Source organism: Amycolatopsis sp. NPDC003731 (assembly GCF_053586895.1).
The window spans coordinates 51,782-68,853 of the sequence record NZ_JBSFNC010000040.1; the positions used below are offsets into that span (position 1 = coordinate 51,782).

The 17,072-nt window shown below is 69.9% G+C and carries 15 protein-coding genes; 6 read left to right on the forward strand and 9 right to left on the reverse strand.

Features of this window, described 5'->3' with window-relative positions; all coding sequences use genetic code 11:
• Nucleotides 1–131: 131 nt before the first annotated feature.
• The 5 genes from ACWDN5_RS18880 to ACWDN5_RS18900 all read left to right on the forward strand — a co-directional run bounded on the left by ACWDN5_RS18880 (nt 132) and on the right by ACWDN5_RS18900 (nt 4,692).
• Entirely contained in the window at nt 132–803 is a 672-nt protein-coding gene (locus ACWDN5_RS18880; protein ID WP_310972162.1) for a VC0807 family protein, read from the forward strand.
• Between the two features lie 39 nt (nt 804–842).
• Nucleotides 843–2,036 carry a macrolide family glycosyltransferase gene (locus ACWDN5_RS18885; protein WP_449677218.1) on the forward strand — a complete coding sequence of 398 codons (1,194 nt, stop codon included), beginning with the start codon at nt 843–845 and terminating at the stop codon, nt 2,034–2,036.
• 132 nt (nt 2,037–2,168) lie between these two features.
• Nucleotides 2,169–3,155, forward strand: a complete 987-nt coding sequence (locus ACWDN5_RS18890) for an ABC transporter ATP-binding protein (RefSeq protein WP_310972159.1) — start codon at nt 2,169–2,171, stop codon at nt 3,153–3,155.
• Entirely contained in the window at nt 3,152–3,967 is an 816-nt protein-coding gene (locus tag ACWDN5_RS18895; RefSeq protein WP_310972157.1) for an ABC transporter permease, read from the forward strand. The genes ACWDN5_RS18890 and ACWDN5_RS18895 overlap by 4 nt, the downstream gene beginning before the upstream one ends.
• 65 nt (nt 3,968–4,032) lie before the next feature.
• Entirely contained in the window at nt 4,033–4,692 is a 660-nt protein-coding gene (locus ACWDN5_RS18900; RefSeq protein WP_310972155.1) for a response regulator transcription factor, read from the forward strand.
• Between the two features lie 200 nt (nt 4,693–4,892).
• Here the strand turns inward: ACWDN5_RS18900 and ACWDN5_RS18905 are convergent, their stop codons facing one another.
• The 9 genes from ACWDN5_RS18905 to ACWDN5_RS18945 form a co-directional block, all read right to left on the reverse strand.
• Nucleotides 4,893–6,122: a DUF222 domain-containing protein gene (locus ACWDN5_RS18905; RefSeq protein WP_449677219.1), complete on the reverse strand. Its 1,230-nt coding sequence runs from the start codon at nt 6,120–6,122 to the stop codon at nt 4,893–4,895.
• Nucleotides 6,123–6,173: 51 nt separating this feature from the next.
• Entirely contained in the window at nt 6,174–7,226 is a 1,053-nt protein-coding gene (locus ACWDN5_RS18910) for a DegT/DnrJ/EryC1/StrS family aminotransferase (protein ID WP_449677220.1), read from the reverse strand.
• A gap of 2 nt (nt 7,227–7,228) precedes the next feature.
• The gene (locus ACWDN5_RS18915) at nt 7,229–8,587 is read right to left on the reverse strand and encodes a glycosyltransferase (RefSeq protein WP_449677221.1); all 1,359 of its coding nucleotides are present in this window, start codon (nt 8,585–8,587) and stop codon (nt 7,229–7,231) included.
• Nucleotides 8,588–8,592: 5 nt separating this feature from the next.
• Nucleotides 8,593–9,621, reverse strand: a complete 1,029-nt coding sequence (locus tag ACWDN5_RS18920) for a GDP-mannose 4,6-dehydratase (protein WP_003069872.1) — start codon at nt 9,619–9,621, stop codon at nt 8,593–8,595.
• Between the two features lie 274 nt (nt 9,622–9,895).
• Entirely contained in the window at nt 9,896–12,748 is a 2,853-nt protein-coding gene (locus ACWDN5_RS18925) for an AAA family ATPase (RefSeq protein ID WP_449677222.1), read from the reverse strand.
• Nucleotides 12,749–13,416: 668 nt separating this feature from the next.
• Nucleotides 13,417–13,905, reverse strand: a complete 489-nt coding sequence (locus ACWDN5_RS18930; RefSeq protein ID WP_310972149.1) for a hypothetical protein — start codon at nt 13,903–13,905, stop codon at nt 13,417–13,419.
• A 12-nt stretch (nt 13,906–13,917) separates the two neighbouring features.
• Nucleotides 13,918–14,508 carry a TetR/AcrR family transcriptional regulator gene (locus tag ACWDN5_RS18935; RefSeq protein ID WP_310972148.1) on the reverse strand — a complete coding sequence of 197 codons (591 nt, stop codon included), beginning with the start codon at nt 14,506–14,508 and terminating at the stop codon, nt 13,918–13,920.
• Nucleotides 14,509–14,647: 139 nt separating this feature from the next.
• Nucleotides 14,648–15,088, reverse strand: a complete 441-nt coding sequence (locus ACWDN5_RS18940) for a nuclear transport factor 2 family protein (protein ID WP_310972147.1) — start codon at nt 15,086–15,088, stop codon at nt 14,648–14,650.
• Between the two features lie 5 nt (nt 15,089–15,093).
• Entirely contained in the window at nt 15,094–15,969 is an 876-nt protein-coding gene (locus ACWDN5_RS18945; protein ID WP_449677223.1) for an LLM class F420-dependent oxidoreductase, read from the reverse strand.
• Nucleotides 15,970–16,114: 145 nt separating this feature from the next.
• On the opposite strand from ACWDN5_RS18945, the gene ACWDN5_RS18950 reads away from it, so the two are divergent.
• Nucleotides 16,115–16,933, forward strand: a complete 819-nt coding sequence (locus ACWDN5_RS18950) for a hypothetical protein (RefSeq protein ID WP_449677224.1) — start codon at nt 16,115–16,117, stop codon at nt 16,931–16,933.
• Nucleotides 16,934–17,072: the final 139 nt, after the last annotated feature.

The window sequence follows — 17,072 nt, forward strand, 5'->3', positions numbered from 1 at the left end:
ACCCCTATGTTCGGTCTAACAGGCTCACGCCGACCCGGATCGCGACACTACCGTTGTCCCCGGAGCAGCGCCACGACGCAAGCGAATGGCGTTCCGCAAGAGAACGAACTCGCGAACCACCAGGAGCAGCAATGAACGAAGCCGGCATTCAACGCACGCAGGCCGACGCGCCGTCGCACGGGGAACCGCGCAACCCGCGGCTGGCGCTGTTCGCTTCCGCGGCCTTCGACCTGATCGTCCCGCTCGCCGTCTACTACATCCTGCGCCAGAACGGCGTCCCGCTGTTGACCGCCGCGATCATCGGTGGCATCGTCCCGGTGGTCCGCACCGTGTACGTCTTCGCCCGCTACCGCAAGATCGACGGGCTCGGCCTTTTCATGGTGACGATGATGGTCATCGGCACCGCGGTTTCGCTGATTTCGGGCGACGCGCGGTTCTTCTTCGCCAAGGACGGCTGGCTCACCGCCATGTTCGGCATCTGGATGCTGATCACGCTGTTCTTCGAGAAGCCGTTCTTCCTGCACGCCGGGGTCAGCATCGCGCGCACCAAGCGCGGCGGCGCCGGCGCCGAGGTGTGGGAACGCCGCTGGGACACCGAGCCGCGGATGCGCCACGGGCTGCGCCTGCTGACCGTCGTCTTCGGCGTCGGCATGATCGTGGACGCGGTCGTGCGCGTGGTGCTCGCCTACACGCTGCCGCTCGACGACATCAACCTGGTGACGACCGTGCAGTGGATCGTGGTCCTCGGCGGGCTCATCGGCTTCATGGCCTACTACACCCGCAAGCACGACCTGCGTGCCTGAGGGCCTCCGGCCGTCCACCGCAATCCGAGGAGCTTTCCCATGGCACACATCGCGCTGCTGACCATCCCCGCGTACGGGCACGTCATGCCGACGCTGGACGTGGCCGCCGAGCTGGTCCGCCGCGGGCACCGCGTCACCTTCGCCACGACGGACCAGTTCGCCGGCCTCGTGGCGCCGACGGGGGCGCGGGTGCTGCGGTACGAGTCGTCCCTGACGCCGAAGCCGCGCACCGAGGACCCGCCCGCCGACTTCGCCGCGTGGCTGCCGCTGGTGCTGGTCATGGAAAGCACGGCGACCATCCCGGTGTTCGAGGCGGCCTTCGCCGAAGACGTCCCGGACCTGATCCTCTACGACCGGACCGTGTACGCGACCGGACGGGTGCTCGCCGCGAAGTGGGGCGTGCCCGCGGTGGAGCTGTTCCCGTCCTTCGCCTACAACGACCACTGGTCGCTGGCGAAGTTCCTCGGCGAGGAAAACGGGTTCAGCGAGGAACACCCCGCCCGCGTCGCGTTCCGGGAGAAGATCGCCGAGCTGACGCAGGCCCACGGCGTCCCGGCGATCTCGCCCGCGGACTTCGCCATCGGCCGCGAGGAGTTCGCGCTCGCCTTCGTGGCCAAGGAATTCCAGTACGAGGGCGAGACTTTCGACGACCACTTCGCGTTCATCGGCCCGTGCCTGGGCGACCGGACGTTCCAGGGCGGGTGGCAGCCGCCGTCGGACGGCAAGCCGGTGCTGCTGGTTTCGCTCGGCACGGCGTTCAACGACCGGCCGGACTTCTTCCGGGCCGTCGTGGCGGCGTTCACCGGCGAGGACTGGCACGTCGTGCTGTCGATCGGCGCGCTGGACCCGGCTTCGCTCGGCGAGCTCCCGCCGAACATCGAGGCCCACGCGCAGGTGCCGCAGCTGGCGGTGCTGAACCACGCTTCGGCCTTCATCACCCACTCGGGCATGGGCGGGACGATGGAGGCGCTGTACTTCGACACACCGATGGTGGCCCTGCCGCAGAGCGTCGAGCAGGCCGCCGTCGCCAACCGGGTCGCGGAACTCGGCCTGGGCACGAACCTGGCCGGCCGGGAACTGACGCCGGAGCTGCTGCGCGACGCCGTCAAGACGACGGCGGCCGACGAGCGCGTCCGGTCCGCCGTCGCCGCGATGGGCGCGAAGGTGCGCGCCGCCGGTGGCGCGGTCCGCGCGGCCGACGAGCTCGAGCGGCACCTCAAGCACACTTCCTGACCCGCTGGTTCGGCAGAACCAGCCGCCTGTGGGGAAGGGCCGAGGTTGTCCCCCAGCACCACGGCCCTTCCTCACCTCCCCCTGCCCTTTTCCTGCCCTTTTCCTGTCCGCATTGATCCCTGGAGGCCCGGCGTGCCGGACGCGGTGGTGGTACGGGACCTCGTCAAGAGGTACCCGAAAGCAGAACGGCCGGCGGTGGACGGCCTCGGGTTCACCATCGCCACCGGCGAGGTGTTCGGCCTGCTGGGTCCCAACGGCGCGGGCAAGACGACGACGGTCAGCATGCTGACCACCCGCGCGCTGCCGACGTCCGGCCACGCCGAGGTGGCGGGCATCGACGTCGTCAAGCACGCGACGGCGGCCCGCCAGGCACTGGCCGTCGTGCCGCAGCGCAACAACCTCGACCAGTCGCTGACCGTGCGGCAGAACCTGCTGTTCCACGCCGCTTACCACGGCATGGGCCGGGCGCAGCGGCACCGCCGGGCCGAGGAGCTCATCGAGTGGATGGGGCTCGGCCCGCGGGCGAAGGCCCGGGTCGACGAGATGTCCGGCGGCCAGGCCCAGCGCGTGATGATCGCCCGCGCGCTGATGCACCAGCCGAAGGTGATGTTCCTCGACGAGCCGGCGACCGGGCTCGACCCGCAGTCGCGGCTGTTCGTGCACGAGCGCGTCGCCGAGCTGACGGCCGAGGGCGTCACGGTGGTGGTCACCACGCACGACATGGAGGAGGCGGCCAAGCTGTGCGACCGCGTCGGCATCGTCGACCGCGGCAAGCTCCTGGCGCTAGACACGACGGACGCGCTGACCCGGTCGCTGCCCGGCAACACGACGCTGACCGTGGGCGTGAGGCTGGCGGAGTCGCCCGCCGACGCCGTCGGCAAGGAACTGGAGCAGGTGCCGTCGGTGGAGCGGGTCGAGCGGCTCGCCGCCGCCGGCCGGGCGGCCGCGGACGAGAACGCCGTCCAGTTCCGCCTGTACACCGAAGCCGAGCCGGCGTCGCTGCTGCCGGGCGTGCTGGCGGTGCTGGGCCGCGAGCGGTGCGAGGTCACCGGCATCTCGTTCGGCAAGCCCACCCTCGAAGACGTGTTCATCTCCATCACCGGACGGGACCTCCGATGACCGCCGCCACTGCCGCTCAGCCACTGCCGCAACCACAGCCCGGCCAGGCCCGCGCGTTCTTCGCCGTGCTCGGCCGCGACTTCTTCGTCACCGGCCGCGAGCTGCTGCCGTTCCTGGCCCAGATGCTCATCCAGCCGCTGTTCCTGTTGTTCATCTTCGGCAAGGTGCTGTCGCAGATCGGCTACGCGGGGGCCGGGTACGCCCAGGTCCTGCTGCCCGGCATGGTGGCGATGAACGCGTTCACCGGGGCGTTGCAGAACACGGCGTTGCCCCTGGTGCTGGACTTCTCGGTGACCAGGGAGATCGAGGACAGGCTGCTGGCGCCGCTGTCGATCCGCCTGGTCGCGGTGGAGAAGATGCTGTTCGGCGCGATCCGCGGCATCATCGCCGGCCTGGTGATGATCCCGATCGGCTTGCTCATCCTCGACGGCGTCCACTGGAGCCCGGCGGCCCTGCCGGGCGTGGCGGGAGTCGTCGCCCTGGGTTCCCTGGCCGGCGCGGCGGTGGGGATGGTGCTGGGGACGATCGTGCCGCCCCGCCACATCAACCTGGTGTTCACGATCCTGCTGGTGCCCCTGATCTTCACCGGATCCGGGCAGTTCCCCTGGCTGAGCCTGTCCGGTTTGCGCTGGTTCCAGGTGATTTGCGCGGCCAATCCGCTCACCTACGTCTCGGAGGCACTGAGGCGGCTGGTGATGCCGGACCAGGTCCAGTCCATCCCGCTGTGGATCTCCCTGCTGGTCATGGTGGTGGCGACGCTGATCTTCGGCGCGTTCGGCATCCGGGGCTTCCTCAAGCGCGCACTGGACTGAAGGGCTCCGGTACGGTTGGGCCACCCAGCCCGGCCCCGCCCGGCCCGGAATCCCAGGAGCGGTTCGTGCGCGTAGTCCTCGCGGAGGATCTCTACCTGCTTCGAGACGGCATGACGAGGCTCCTGGAAGCACACGGTTTCGAAGTGGTGGCGGCGGTGGGCACCGCGCCGGAGCTGCTGAAGGCGATCGAGGACCACGCACCGGACATCGCGGTGGTGGACGTCCGCCTGCCCCCCAAGTTCAGCGACGAAGGAGTCCGCGCGGCCCTGGAGGCCCGCCGCCGGCGTCCAGGGCTGCCGGTGCTGGTGCTGTCCCAGCACGTGGAGCAGACGTACGCCCGAGAGCTCCTGGCGGACGGAGCGGGCGCGATCGGGTACCTGCTGAAGGACCGGGTGCTGAACGCGGACCAGTTCGTGGACGCCCTCCGCATGGTGGCGGCCGGCGGGACGGCAATGGACCCGGAGGTCATCACGAAGCTCCTGGCGAGCAGATCGCGCCGCGACCCCTTGGACGCGTTGACACCCCGCGAGCGCCAGGTGCTGGAGCTGATGGCGGAAGGCAGATCCAATGCGGCGATCGCCCAGCGAATGACGATCAGCGAGGCCGCGGTGGGCAAGCACACGGCGAGCATCTTCACGAAGCTGGACCTGGCCCAGCACGAGGACGACAACCGCCGGGTGCTGGCGGTGTTGACCTACTTGAGCAGCAAGGTACGGCAGGGCTAGGTGCTCGGGCCGGCTCGCGTTCCTGAACATCCGCGTCGTGTGACGGAGGATCGGCCGGCTTGCCCAGGCGGTTGGCCGACGTGACGGAGAAGGCATCACACGCGACTGGAGCGGCATCTCGCGGCGTCGCCGGCCTTTGAGGACAGCCTGCGCGCGTGGGTGCGGGCCCGCGGCCGTGTGGCCGCGGGCCTTTCCCGTGTTCAGGCTGCGAATGGCAGCGGTTCGTGGAGGTTGTTGCGCCGGGGTTTTCGGCGCCGGTCCAGGAACGTGGGTGGGAGGAATTCGGGCAGCCCGTCGGGGGCGATGCGGACTTCCCAGCCTGAGCGGTGCAGCAACCGGTGGTGGTGGGCGCACATCAACACCAGGTTGTTCAGGTCAGTGGGGCCGCCGTCAGCCCAATGCCGGATGTGGTGGCCTTGGCAGTGCCGGGGTGGGCGGTGACAGCCAGGGAAGGCGCAGCCGCGGTCGCGTAGGAACAGTGCTCGGCGAAGCCCGGCGGAAATCAAACGGCGAAGGCGACCCAGGTTGAGCGGTTCACTCTTCGCACCCAACACCGCCGGAATGACCATGGCGTCGCAAGCGTGCACCCGGGCTTCGGCGGCGGTCATGGTCCCGGTGTCACCGAGGGTCGCTGCGCCGGCGCCGGACTGCAGGTCGGTGAGGGAGACCGCGACCATGACGTGAGCCCGTTCCCCGGCCTGCATCGGCAAATCCGGGGAATTCAGAGCCAGGTCGACCGCGTCGGAGAACGCATCGCCATAGCGCTGCGGCATCGCGCGGTGGTCGGGGCCGTCGTCGCCGGTGCGGCGCTCGGCCAGGGCATCGAGCAGGGCGCTGGCGCGGGTGCCGGTCTCGTCGTCGAACTTGCCGTTGAGCTCCCAGACCCCGGATCTTCGGCGGCGCAGGAACAACTCCCGGACCGGGACGACTGGCTCGGTGTCGTCGGGCTCGGCGCCATCGGGGTTGAGGTGGGCGAGGATGCGGGCGCCGAGGACGGCGACCTGCTTGTGTCCGGCCTCGGCCGCGAAGGCCAACAGGTCGGCCTCGACGCGGTCGCGATGCTCGGGCGGCACCTCGGCGAGGACCCCGGTGATTGTGTCGATCATCGGAGCACTCAGCGACCCAGACAAGGCGGCGGCACCGGTGGCCGGCGCCAACGCTGGGATCGGGGTGCCGTCGAGAGCGCGACCCGGATTGACCAAACGCGCGCGCTTCACCAGACGTTCCGCCGCCGACCTCGGAAGGTCACCGAGATGCTCCAGCAACCGGGCAACAGAGCGGTAGCCGAACACCTCCATCACCCCACGCTGCTCGATCTCCGCCACCAGCGCCCCCAGCTCCGCCTCAGCAGACCGCATACACGCGAGCAACTCACCGAGACGGTCGGCGAAAGCCACCGCCTCGGCAGACGAAGAACCGCTGTCGGACATAGATCAAGATTACCGACCATCGAACACAAGTTCACCACTCGAACGGGCGAATCAGCTGTAGAACTTCCGCACCCGCGAAACGATGTACTCCTGATCATCCTCCCCCAGCGAAGTGTACGTCGGCAGGTACAACCCCTCCTCCGCAAACCGGCTGGCCCGCAACGAAGGCCACACCGGATCCAGGTACATCGGCTGCCGGCTCATCGGTTTGAAGAACACCCGCGTCTCGATGCCCTCCCCGGCAAGAAAAGCGCGCAGCTCGTCCCGGCGCGAACACAACAAGTCGTACATCCACAGCACATCCCGCCGCGGCATCAACCGCACCCCGGGAATGTCCCGCAGTCCAGCGTCATAACGCGCCTCGATCGCCGACCGCAGAGCGAGGATCGAGTCCAGCTGGGCCACCTGCGCCGTCGCCACCGCGGCCTGCAGGTTCGTCATGCGGAAGTTGTACCCGAGCTTCTTGTGCAGGAACGTGTGGTCCCGGTTGAACGCCATCCCCCGCAGGTGCTTCATCTGCGCCGCGAGCCGGGCGTCCGACGTCAGGCAGATCCCGCCCTCACCCGAGGCGATGATCTTGTTGGCGAACAACGAAAAGCACGCGACGTCCCCGACCGGGCGCACCCCGTGCGCCTCCGCCGAGTCCTCCACGACACGCAGGTTGTACTCGTACGCCAGCTCCATGATCGCGTCCATGTCACACCGGCGCCCGTAGATGTGCACCGGCATGATCGCGCGGGTGCGCGGGGTGATCTTCGCCTCGATCAGCGACACGTCGATGTTCAGGTCGTCGCCGCAGTCGACGAACACCGGGGTCGCTCCCGTGTACGTCACCGCCCACGCCGAGGCGATCATCGTGAACTCCGGGACGATCACCTCGTCCCCCGGGCCGATCCCCAGCGCCCGCAACGCCAGCGTCAGCGCCGTCGTCCCGGACGAACACGCCACCCCGAACGACACCCCGTTGTACGCGGCGAAATCCGACTCGAACCGCTCCACATACGGGCCTTGCGAGGAGATCCAGCCGCTCGTGACGGCGTCGGTGACGTTGGCCAGCTCGTCGCCGTTCAGGTACGGCTGGGACACCGGATACTTGACGGACATGCCTATCCCTTCCCGAGAGCGGCCAGCACGGTGTCGGCGGCGGCACCCAGGCCACCCGCCGCGCGGAAGCGGTCCGCCCAGTCCTCGGCCCGGGCCGTGAACTCCTTCTCCTCCAGCACCCGGCGCAGCTTGGCCACGATCGCGTCCGCCGAAATCGTCTCCTCGTACGAGAGGACCAGCCCGCAGCCGCTGTCGAGGACCCGTGCCGCGTGGTCGTGGCAGTCCATCCAGAACGGCTGCACCAGGCCCGGCTTCCCGAAGTAGATCCCTTCGTACGCGCTGTTGCCGCCGCCGTGGTGGTAGTAGACGCGCACGTGCGGGTGGGCCAGGACGTCGAACTGGGACGGCACCCAGTTCTCCAGCCGGACGTTCGGTGGCAGGTCCGCCGGCAGCAACGCGCGCTGGGCCTTCGGCAGCTTCCACAGCACGTGGTGCTCGGGCCCGATCCGCCGCGCCGCCTCGGCGATCGCCGACACCTGGGGCGCGGTCAGCCGCATGTGGGTACCGAACGCCAGGTACACCACCGATTCGTGCTCGTCCAGCCAGGCCGACAACGCCGGATCCGGCGTCACCGCCTCCGGCAGCGGGGGTACCACGGGCCCCACCATCCGCAGGTGCGACGGCGCCGCGTCGAACGGGTACTCCATGCCGAACACCGAATACCCGAGGATCGCCCGCGCGCGGTCGGCGTAGCCGGACTGACCCGCCGTCGCGTTCGCGATCCCGGTTTCCTTGCGGGCCTTGGTGAACTGCATCGCCGGGACCTTCGTCAGCATGCCGTGCAGCAGCCGCAGCCGGAACCACAGGTTCGCCAGCTTCTGCCGTCCGGAAAGCGAGCGCGGCAGCCCGGTGTTCGGGCTCGGGTAGCTCAGCGGCAAGCGCTCGGCGAAGATTTCGCTCACCGAGATCGGCACGCTGTAGACGTACGGGACCTCCCGGGCGATCGCCGCGTCGGTCGGGTAGACGCTGGAAGAGTCGATGACCATCAGCGCCGGCTTCACCTCGTCGACGACGGCCAGCGCGCGCTCGTACATCGTCACCATGATGCTCGCGTCGGTGACGCCGCTGAGGTAGGCGACGACGTTCTGCGGCCGCGCGGTCAGGCTGCCCGGCTTCGCGGGCTGGGTCGCCGCCGCGTAGAGGTCGGGGTGCCATTCGCCCGGCGGGCGCTCGAGCCGCTCCCCGAAGGAAACGAACCGGACCGGGTTGGTCGCGGAGATCGCCTCGACGTCGGCGCGGCGGTCCTCAGTGGACGCGAAGTACAGGTCCGGCACGCCACGGCGGGCGAGTTCCCCCGCGATGACGAGCAGCGGGTTGATCATGCCGGCGTCCGCGATCGACGCGAACAGGATGGGCGCCACGGCCGTCACCAGCTCCCGGCGAGCATCAGCTCGCTGTATTTGTGCTCGTTCGATGCCTTCCGCAGGTCGGCCTCGACCATCATCCGCATCAGCTCCTCGAAGTCGACGGACTGCTTCCAGCCGAGCTCGGCGCGGGCCTTTTCCGGGTCGGCACACAGGGTTTCGACCTCCGCGGGCCGGACCAGGGCCGGGTCGATGACCACGTAGTCGCGCCAGTTCAGGTCCACCGCGTCGAAGGCGATCTGGACGGCGTCGCGGACCGAGTGCATCTGCCCGGTGCCGACCACGTAGTCGGTCGCCGTCTCCTGCTGCAGCATCAGGTGCATCGCGCGGACGTAGTCGCCGGCGAAGCCCCAGTCGCGGACCGCGTCCAGGTTGCCCAGGTACAGCTTGTCGCGCATGCCCAGCTTGATCTCCGCCACCGCCATGGTGATCTTGCGGGTGACGAACTCGGCGCCGCGGCGCGGGGACTCGTGGTTGAACAGGATCCCGGACACCCCGAACATGCCGAAGGATTCGCGGTAGTTCTTGGTGATGAAGTGCCCGTACGTCTTCGCGACGCCGTAGGGGCTGCGCGGGTGGAAGATGGTCTGCTCGTTCTGCGGGGTCTCGGCCACCTTGCCGTACATCTCCGACGACGACGCCTGGTAGAACCGGATCCCGCCGCCGGTCGGGCGGGACTTGTCCAGCCCGCACACCATCCGGACCGCTTCCAGCACCCGCAGCACGCCCATGCCGTTCACCTCGGTGGTGAGTTCGGGCTGCTGCCACGACATCGGCACGAACGAGATGGCCGCGAGGTTGTACACCTCGTCGGGCTGCACGAAGTCCACTGCGGACACGAGACTGACCTGATCCATCAGATCCCCCTCCACGAAGTGGAGATCGGAGACCAGCCTGCTGATCCGCGACTTGCGCGGATTGGCCTGGCCGCGCACCAGGCCCCACACCTGGTAGCCCTCGGCCAGCAGGTGCTCGGCCAGGTACGACCCGTCCTGCCCGGTGATTCCGGTGATCAACGCACGCTTCGCCATGGATGTGCCTTCCTTGCCACGTCACGAGTACAGCTCCCGCCGTGGCGTCGTCCGGCCGCCGTGCGAGCAGCTCCGGGGTACCTCGCCGCCGCGAAAATCGCGCCGGATCCGGTGCCCGGCAACGACGTCCACGCTCGCTGGACACCGGTTCTTTGTCAACGAATCGGGCGTCAAGTCAGTGGCCCCACCGGGAAACCTAGGGGCGCACCTATAGGGGTCCGCGGAAGCGGAAGAGCCGGGACCCCATACGGGATCCCGGCTCCTGTTACGTCCGTCAGCGGACCGGCGGCACCGGCCTCAGTGGACGGCGCACCGGCGGGGCCGGCGCCCGGTGGTTGACCGCCACCGGCGGCCGGGGCACGCCCGGCAGGCGCTCCTGCTGCTCCGGCACCCGCAGCTGCGGCTCCGACGCCAGGTCGCGGCGCCGGCTGACGCTCAGCTTGCGGTATACGCGGGTCAGGTGCTGTTCCACCGTGCTGACCGTGATGTAGAGCTGGCTGGCGATCTCCCGGTTGGTGTGGCCGCGCGCGGCGAGCCAGCCGACCCGCTGCTCGGCGTCGGTCAGCAGCTTGACGTCGGCCGGGGCGACCCGGCCGCGGAGGGAGACCACCACGTCGTCGTCCCCGCCGTCGAGGAACGTCTTCCGCAGCAGCTCCGCGCCGCATTCCTTGGCCAGCACCCGGGCGTCCCGGGCGGCCGTGCGCGCCGTGGCCGGGTCGCCGCCCGCCCGGCTCAGCTCGGCGAGCGTGCGGGCCAGTTCCAGCTTGGCGCCGGACTTCTCGAGCACGTCCACCGCTTCCTGTATCAGCTTCGGCCGCCGCGCGGGGTCGGCCACCAGCGCCAGGGTCCGCAGCGTGATGCCGCGGGTGCGGTCGCCGCAGTCCGGGCCGAGCTTCGCCGCCTGCTCCTCGGCGAGCTGACGGGCCTTCTCGCGGTCACCCAGCTTCAGGTGGACCTCCGCGGCGCTGGAGCGCCACGGCACGAGCGACGGCTGGTCCAGGTCCCACCGGGCCATCTGCTCCCCGCAGGCGAGGAAGTCGTTCAGCGCCGTCGGCAGCCGGCCGGTCGCGAGGTAGTAGTGGCCGCGCGCGTGCAGGTAGTGCAGGCCGAACCGGGTCTCGCCGAGCGCGTCCGGCACCGGCTGGTTGAGCAGCTCGGCCGCTTCGTCGAACCGCCCCATCTCGGTCAGCGCGGCCAGCAGGGTCGCCAGCGGCGCGCCCACCCCGATGCCCCACGCCTCCGGGGTCATCTTCGTCAGCGCGATCTTGGCGTCGCGGGCGGCGAGCGGCAGGTCGCCCTGCCGCAGCGCGACCTCCGCGCGCAGCTCCGCCAGCGACGCCTGCCAGGTCGGCGCCGGGCGGCCGGCGGCCTGCGCCATCAGGTGATCCGCCCAGGTCGCGGCCTTGCCGAGGCGCTCGGCGTAGACCAGTACCGTCGCCGCGAACACCAGGTGCCGGAGGGTGATGTCGGTCATCCGGGTGCCTTCGAGCACCTGCTCGGCGTCGAGCACGGCGGCCTCCGACGGGCCTTCGCGGACCGCGCTGGTCAGCGCGTCGATCGCCTTCTGCTGCGAGTTCACCGAGAGCCCGAGCTGCGGGGACGGCGTTTCGTCGGTGATCGAGGCGAGCATCGGCCCGATCAGGTGCCGCATCCCCGGCACCGAGCTGGCCAGCCACGCGTCGAGCGTCAGCAGCTCGCCGCGGGTCCGGCGGTCCCGGCAGTCGACCAGGTCCCCGAACGCCTTCGAGATCTCCACGGCTTCGTCGACCCGGCCGAACCAGAGCAGGAACTCGAAGATGCCGACGACCCGGATGCCCGGCAGGTACCCGGCGCGGGTCGCGTGCACCAGCTCCGGTAGCCGGCGCATCGCCTTCGCCGGGGTGGTCCGCCATTCGATGTCGGCCAGCGACGCCTTCGCGATCGCCCGGTCGCGGTCGTCGGTGCAGCAGCGGCTGGCCATCGCGACGCACGCGCGGGCCAGCTCGACGTCGTCCTCGAGCAGCGCCGCCTCCGACGCCTCGGACAGCAGGTGCTCGGTCCACGGCTCGTCCAGGTTCGCCGCCACCACGTGGGCGGCGATGGCGGTCGGCCGGGCGCCCTGGTCGAACAGCAGGCGGGCGGCCTGGCCGTGCAGGGCGGCCCGGACCCCGGGGTCCAGCTCCTCGAGCACCGCGACGCGGGCTTCGGGGTGCCGGAACCGGTGCCCGTCGAGCACGCCGGCCGACTCCAGCGCCCGGCGCACCGGCTCGGTGGTGGCCGGCGCGAAGGAGACCATGCCGCCGGCCAGCGCGATCTGCGACTGCTCGTCGTCGCCGAGGACGGCCAGCGCCCGGGCGAGTTCGAGGGCCCGCGGTTCGCTGGAGTGCAGGCAGCTGAGCACGGCGTGCCGGTAGGCGGCGCCCGCGACGACCTCGCCCGTGCCGGCCGCGCGGGTGTCGTGCACCAGCGCCGTGGCCAGCAGCGGGTTGCCGCCGCTGACCGCGAAGCACTGCGCGGCCAGTGCGTGGGCCTTGCCCTCGTCGAGCTTGCCGGCCAGCAGGACGCCGACGCCGTTGCGGGACAACGGGGCCAGCCGCAGCTGGCGGCAGTGCGGCCGCCGCATCAGGTCGACGTGACGGACCGGGCGCCGCTCACCCGGGTCGGCCCGCTCGGCGAGCAGCACGAGCACCCGGGCGGGGCGGATCCGCCGGGCCATGTGCTGCAGGAACTGCAGGGACGCGGGATCGGCGTGGTGGGCGTCGTCGACGCAGACGACCAGCGGGCTCTCGGCCGACCAGCCGATCACCGCGCTGGAGAGGCGGTGCAGGAACCGGCTGTCCAGCAGCGTCGCGTCGGCCTCGGCGTCCTCCACGTACGCCGACACCTGGTCCGCGATGTCCGCGCGGACGCCCGGCGTGTGGACCAGCTGCGAAACGACGCCGAGGCCGACGGCGGTTTCGGACCGGGCACCGGACGCCGACAGCACGACCGCGCCGGTGCCGGCGGCCTGCCGGCCGAAGGTCTCCAGCAGCGCGGTCTTGCCGCTGGCGACCGGGCCGAGGACCAGGGCGACGCCGCCGGCCCCGGAGTGGGCGTCGGTGAGCATCTGGCTCAGCGTCGCCGTTTCGAAATCACGTTCGATGAGCATGACAGGTACTTCCCCCAGGAATTCGTTGCCTGTTGGGTTCGGCTGATCCACGCTCCGCGTTGCGGCCGCCCCAGACGGGCCGAACACGGCTTTTTTCGCGAATCACCAGCGCAGCCGCGCACGCGGCGGGCAATTGCCGCCGCACACGCAATGCTTGACGGTCGATCGACCGGGCCCACCGCTCCCCAACGAGTGCCTGGTGATGACAAAAGTCCCGTCGACTCGCGCACGAGCCGTCGGCGAAGTGTTATTCGGCGTCCCTTATGAAGGACCGCGGTAAACGTTCATCGGACAACCTTTCCCCAGACCCCAGATCCCCGCGCTTCCCGTTGGACGATTACTGCCCTGATCGCCCGGTTCACCGCGAGGAGATAACGATCAGAAGCTACCACCTGCCCCTACGTGCCGCAACGAGCCACAACGGGGTTTCCCCGCCCAGAGATGTCCGATTCGTCCGGATCCACCAAAGCGGGTACCAGCACCCCGGACACCGGGCGGAAGCTGCACGAACCCGCGCTCCACTCAGGGTCGGAGCCGCCGCTCCGACGATCGGGCATTCGGGTGATCGGAGCGACCGGGTAACGTTTACTTCCGCGAAACCTGAATCTTTTCCGGAGTCGTTGAACAATGTCCGGGAAACACAATGTGAACGGAAATCCGGTTCGGGTTCACACCTTCTGCGGAACCCGGCCCTGCTTCGAGAAGTACCCGCGGACGCTCTTCGTGCACAGCAGCAGGAACAGCACGAGCAGGACCACCGCCTGCCCCACCTGCCCGGCCCGCATCCAGTTCGGGAACTCGGCCGCGACGACGAGGTACACCAGCCCGGCCAGCCCCAGCACGGTGATCACCATCAGCCGGACGTAGGTGCTGCGGCGGCCGAGCTTGAGCCGGCCCGCCAGCCGGACGTAGACGATCGCGATGACCAGCACCGACACCGGGCGGATCCACAGCACGCTCTCCAGCGACGCGCGCGTGCCGGCGCGGTCGGCCGGGTCGGCCTGGCCGGTCGACTCCCAGTGCAGCACCTGGTAGTCGAGGATCCCGTCCTTGTGCAGGAAGGTGAGCACCGCGAACGCGACGCTGATCAGCAGGTTCAGGTAGAGCAGGGCGATGACCGGCCGCAGCACGCGCCCGGAGGTGTTCGAGGTGGCCATGGTTTCCCCAGTTCAGCCGGGCGCGGTGGCCCGTTCGACGATGGCGACGAGCTCGGCGGCGTAGGCGTCGGCGTCGGTGCCGGGACGCCGGATCAGTTCGGTGTGGATGCCGTCGATCGCCTGGCGGACGGTGATGGCCATGACGCGCGGGTCGAACCGGCCGAAGTCGCCGGAGCGCTGGCCCTCGCGCAGGCAGGATTCCAGGATGTCGACGGCGCCGTGGTACCAGTCGTCGTTGCCTGCGGCGACACCGCCGCCGTGCCGCAGGCTCTCGAGCAGCGCGGTGATTTCGACCGGGTGCTCGGCGATGAACGCCAGGTTCGACTCGATGTAGGCCCGCAGCTCCGCCGCCGGCCCCCGCACCGCGTCGATCCGCTCCCGCATGTAGGCGAGGCTCGTGGCCAGCACGTCCCGGACGACCTCGGCGATCAGGTCCGCCTTGCCGTCGAAGTGGTAGGAGATCATGCCGGTGCTGCTCAGCCCGGCGCGTTTCGCGATCTGCCCGAACGAAGCCTTCGCATACCCCAGTTCACCGATGGTCTCGATCGCCGCGCGGACGATCTGCGCCCGCCGGGCGTTCTCGGTGAACGTTTTTGCTTGCATGAGCAAAAAGTAGCACGGTTGAGCAAACAATCGCCAGAATGCGCTCTTTCCGCAACGAGGCGGTTGCGGTATGTGTCGATCACGCGCACGACGAAGGCCACCCCGGGTCATCCCGGAGTGGCCTTCGCAGAGGTAGGGGTCAGACCTGGCGGGCCGTCGCCATCGCGCGGTCGGTCTCCCAGAACGCCCGGACCGAGCGGATCAAGCCGTCGTCGCCGACGCGGTAGACGAAGACCCCGTCGGTGTCGACACGGTAGCCGCCGGGCAGGAACGTCGTGATGGTGCCGACGTTGGCCACCTCGTCGCCGCCCGCGTGGGAGTCGCGGATGGTGAACTCGAAGCGCTCGACGTTGGCGATCGTCTTGTCCCAGAACGCGCTGATCCCCTCGCGGCCGTGGTGGCCCTTGCCCGCCTCGTCGAAGAACGACGGGCCGACCGGGTCCTCGACCACCGCGTCCGGGGCGAACAGGGCCAGCCAGCCCTCCTTGTCCCCCGCCGTCACCGCGGTCATCGACGCGTACGCCGCCCGCCGTGCGGGCGGTTGCTCCGCATCGGTGTCCCAGCTGACCTGCACGCCCATGGGAGTCACTCCTCGAACTTCGCGATGATTTCGGCCCCGAACTTGCGGATCGCTTCGAGCTTCGGCTCGACCGGCGCGTCGAACCCGACGCCGTCGAACACCCAGGGCATGGTGATCACGTCCGTGACGCCGGCTTCGGCCTGCGCGTGGTAGCCGTCCAGCCCGAAGGCGTCGATGCAGACCGCCTGGTACTCGAACGGGTCGTCGGCGCGGCCCTGCTCGGCGAGCAGCTCCTTCAGCCGGGCGATGGTCGAGCGGAGGTCGTCGAGCTTCATCATCGCCGACGACCAGCCGTCGGCGACCCGGGCGGCGCGCTTCAGCGCGACCTCGGTGTGGCCGCCGATGTAGAACGGCACCCGGCTCGGCGGCGCGGGGCTCATCTGGATCTTGTCGAAGTCGTAGAACTCGCCGTGGTACTCGACCATCCCGCCGCCGAGGATCAGCCGCAGCACGTCGATGGCTTCGTCGACGCGCTTGCCGCGCCGCTCGAACGGCACGCCGCAGTACTCGAACTCCTGGGGCAGCCAGCCGACGCCGAGCCCGAGGCCGAACCGGCCGCCGGTGAGCACGCTCGCCGAACCGACCTGGCGGGCCAGCAGCACCGGGTTGCGCGAGCCGAGCTTCAGCACCGACGTGTAGAAGTGGATCCGGCTGGTCACCGCGCCCATGGACGCGGTCGCGACGAGCGGGTCCACCCAAGGTGTCTCCGCGGTCCAGAACCGGCTGCCGTCGGGGGTGTACGGGTAGTCCGTGTCCACCGTTTCGGCGTAGATGAGCGAGTCGGGCAGGGCAATGGAGGCGAAGCCGGCCTCTTCGGCGGCCCGGGCGAGCTCGCCCAGCTGATCGAGGGGGTTCATCGCGATCGACAGGGTGAACTTCATAGCCGAACTATAACGTGTTCTAGTTTCTTCGGCCAGCGCTCGCGGTGGGCCCGGTCACGCACCGGGAACCCACCGCGTAGCGTCCGCGTTGTCCGTTTCAACGGTGACCACCCGTCACCGAGCCCCGAACTTCCAGGAGTGGTCCATGGGCACCGCGATCTTCTTGATCGTGCTCGTCGTCGTGATCGTCGGTGGCGGCCTCTATTTCTCGCGGCAGCGCGCCGCGGCCCGGCAGCGGGAGCTGGACGACGCCAAGGCCGACGCCCGGCGCCTGGTCGAGCGGCTCGGCGGCCAGGTGCTCAACCTCAATGGCAACGACACCGCGTCGATGCAGGCGATGGCCGACGCGAGCGAGCGCTACAACGCCGCCGGCTCGCAGCTGGAGCAGGCCCGCACGATCGAGCAGGCCCGGCTGGTGAAGGACACCGCGGTCGAAGGCCTCTACTACGTCCGCGCCGCGCGGGTCGCGATGGGCATGGACCCCGGCCCGCAGCTGCCGGAGGAGGCCGAGCGCGAGCGCGCCGGCAAGGTCACCGAGCGCCGCGAGGTCGACGTCGAGGGCCAGCACTACGCCGCTTCGCCCGAAGCCGGCCAGGACACGCCGTACTACTACCCCGGCGGCCGCGTCGCGGGCCGTCCGGTGCCGCAGGGCTGGTACAGCGAGCCGTGGTGGAAGCCCGCGCTCGTCGCCGGTGCCTGGGGCCTGGGCTCGATGTTCCTGTTCAGCGCGATGTTCTCCGGCATGAGCGGCATCGCGAGCGCTTCGGCCTGGGAGTCCGGCTACGACGCGGGCCAGCAGGACGCGCTCGAGTCCGGTGACATGGGCGGCGACGGCGGCGGTGACATGGGTGGCGACGGCGGAGGCGACTGGGGCGGAGACGGCGGCGGCGACTGGGGCGGCGGCGGCTTCGACGGAGGCGGGTTCGACGGCGGCGGCTTCGACGGGGGCGGCTTCGACTTCTGAGCCCCGGCCCGAACGCCGCGAATGACTCATTCGGGACCTCGGAGGTCCCGAATGAAGCTTCTATGTCAAGTTGTGGTTTGTAGTCGGTGGTGGTCGTTGAGCAGGGCTGGGTAGATGGTGTTGGTGAGGTGGCGTTTGA

Coding starts and splice junctions, on each gene's coding strand:
- ACWDN5_RS18880 (WP_310972162.1), top strand. CDS start 132: ATGAACGAAGCCGGCATTCAACGCACGCAGGCCGACGCGCCGTCGCAC.
- ACWDN5_RS18885 (WP_449677218.1), top strand. CDS start 843: ATGGCACACATCGCGCTGCTGACCATCCCCGCGTACGGGCACGTCATG.
- ACWDN5_RS18895 (WP_310972157.1), top strand. CDS start 3,152: ATGACCGCCGCCACTGCCGCTCAGCCACTGCCGCAACCACAGCCCGGC.
- ACWDN5_RS18905 (WP_449677219.1), bottom strand. CDS start 6,122: ATGTCCGACAGCGGTTCTTCGTCTGCCGAGGCGGTGGCTTTCGCCGAC.
- ACWDN5_RS18910 (WP_449677220.1), bottom strand. CDS start 7,226: ATGTCCGTCAAGTATCCGGTGTCCCAGCCGTACCTGAACGGCGACGAG.
- ACWDN5_RS18920 (WP_003069872.1), bottom strand. CDS start 9,621: ATGGCGAAGCGTGCGTTGATCACCGGAATCACCGGGCAGGACGGGTCG.
- ACWDN5_RS18925 (WP_449677222.1), bottom strand. CDS start 12,748: ATGCTCATCGAACGTGATTTCGAAACGGCGACGCTGAGCCAGATGCTC.
- ACWDN5_RS18930 (WP_310972149.1), bottom strand. CDS start 13,905: ATGGCCACCTCGAACACCTCCGGGCGCGTGCTGCGGCCGGTCATCGCC.
- ACWDN5_RS18935 (WP_310972148.1), bottom strand. CDS start 14,508: ATGCAAGCAAAAACGTTCACCGAGAACGCCCGGCGGGCGCAGATCGTC.
- ACWDN5_RS18940 (WP_310972147.1), bottom strand. CDS start 15,088: ATGGGCGTGCAGGTCAGCTGGGACACCGATGCGGAGCAACCGCCCGCA.
- ACWDN5_RS18945 (WP_449677223.1), bottom strand. CDS start 15,969: ATGAAGTTCACCCTGTCGATCGCGATGAACCCCCTCGATCAGCTGGGC.
- ACWDN5_RS18950 (WP_449677224.1), top strand. CDS start 16,115: ATGGGCACCGCGATCTTCTTGATCGTGCTCGTCGTCGTGATCGTCGGT.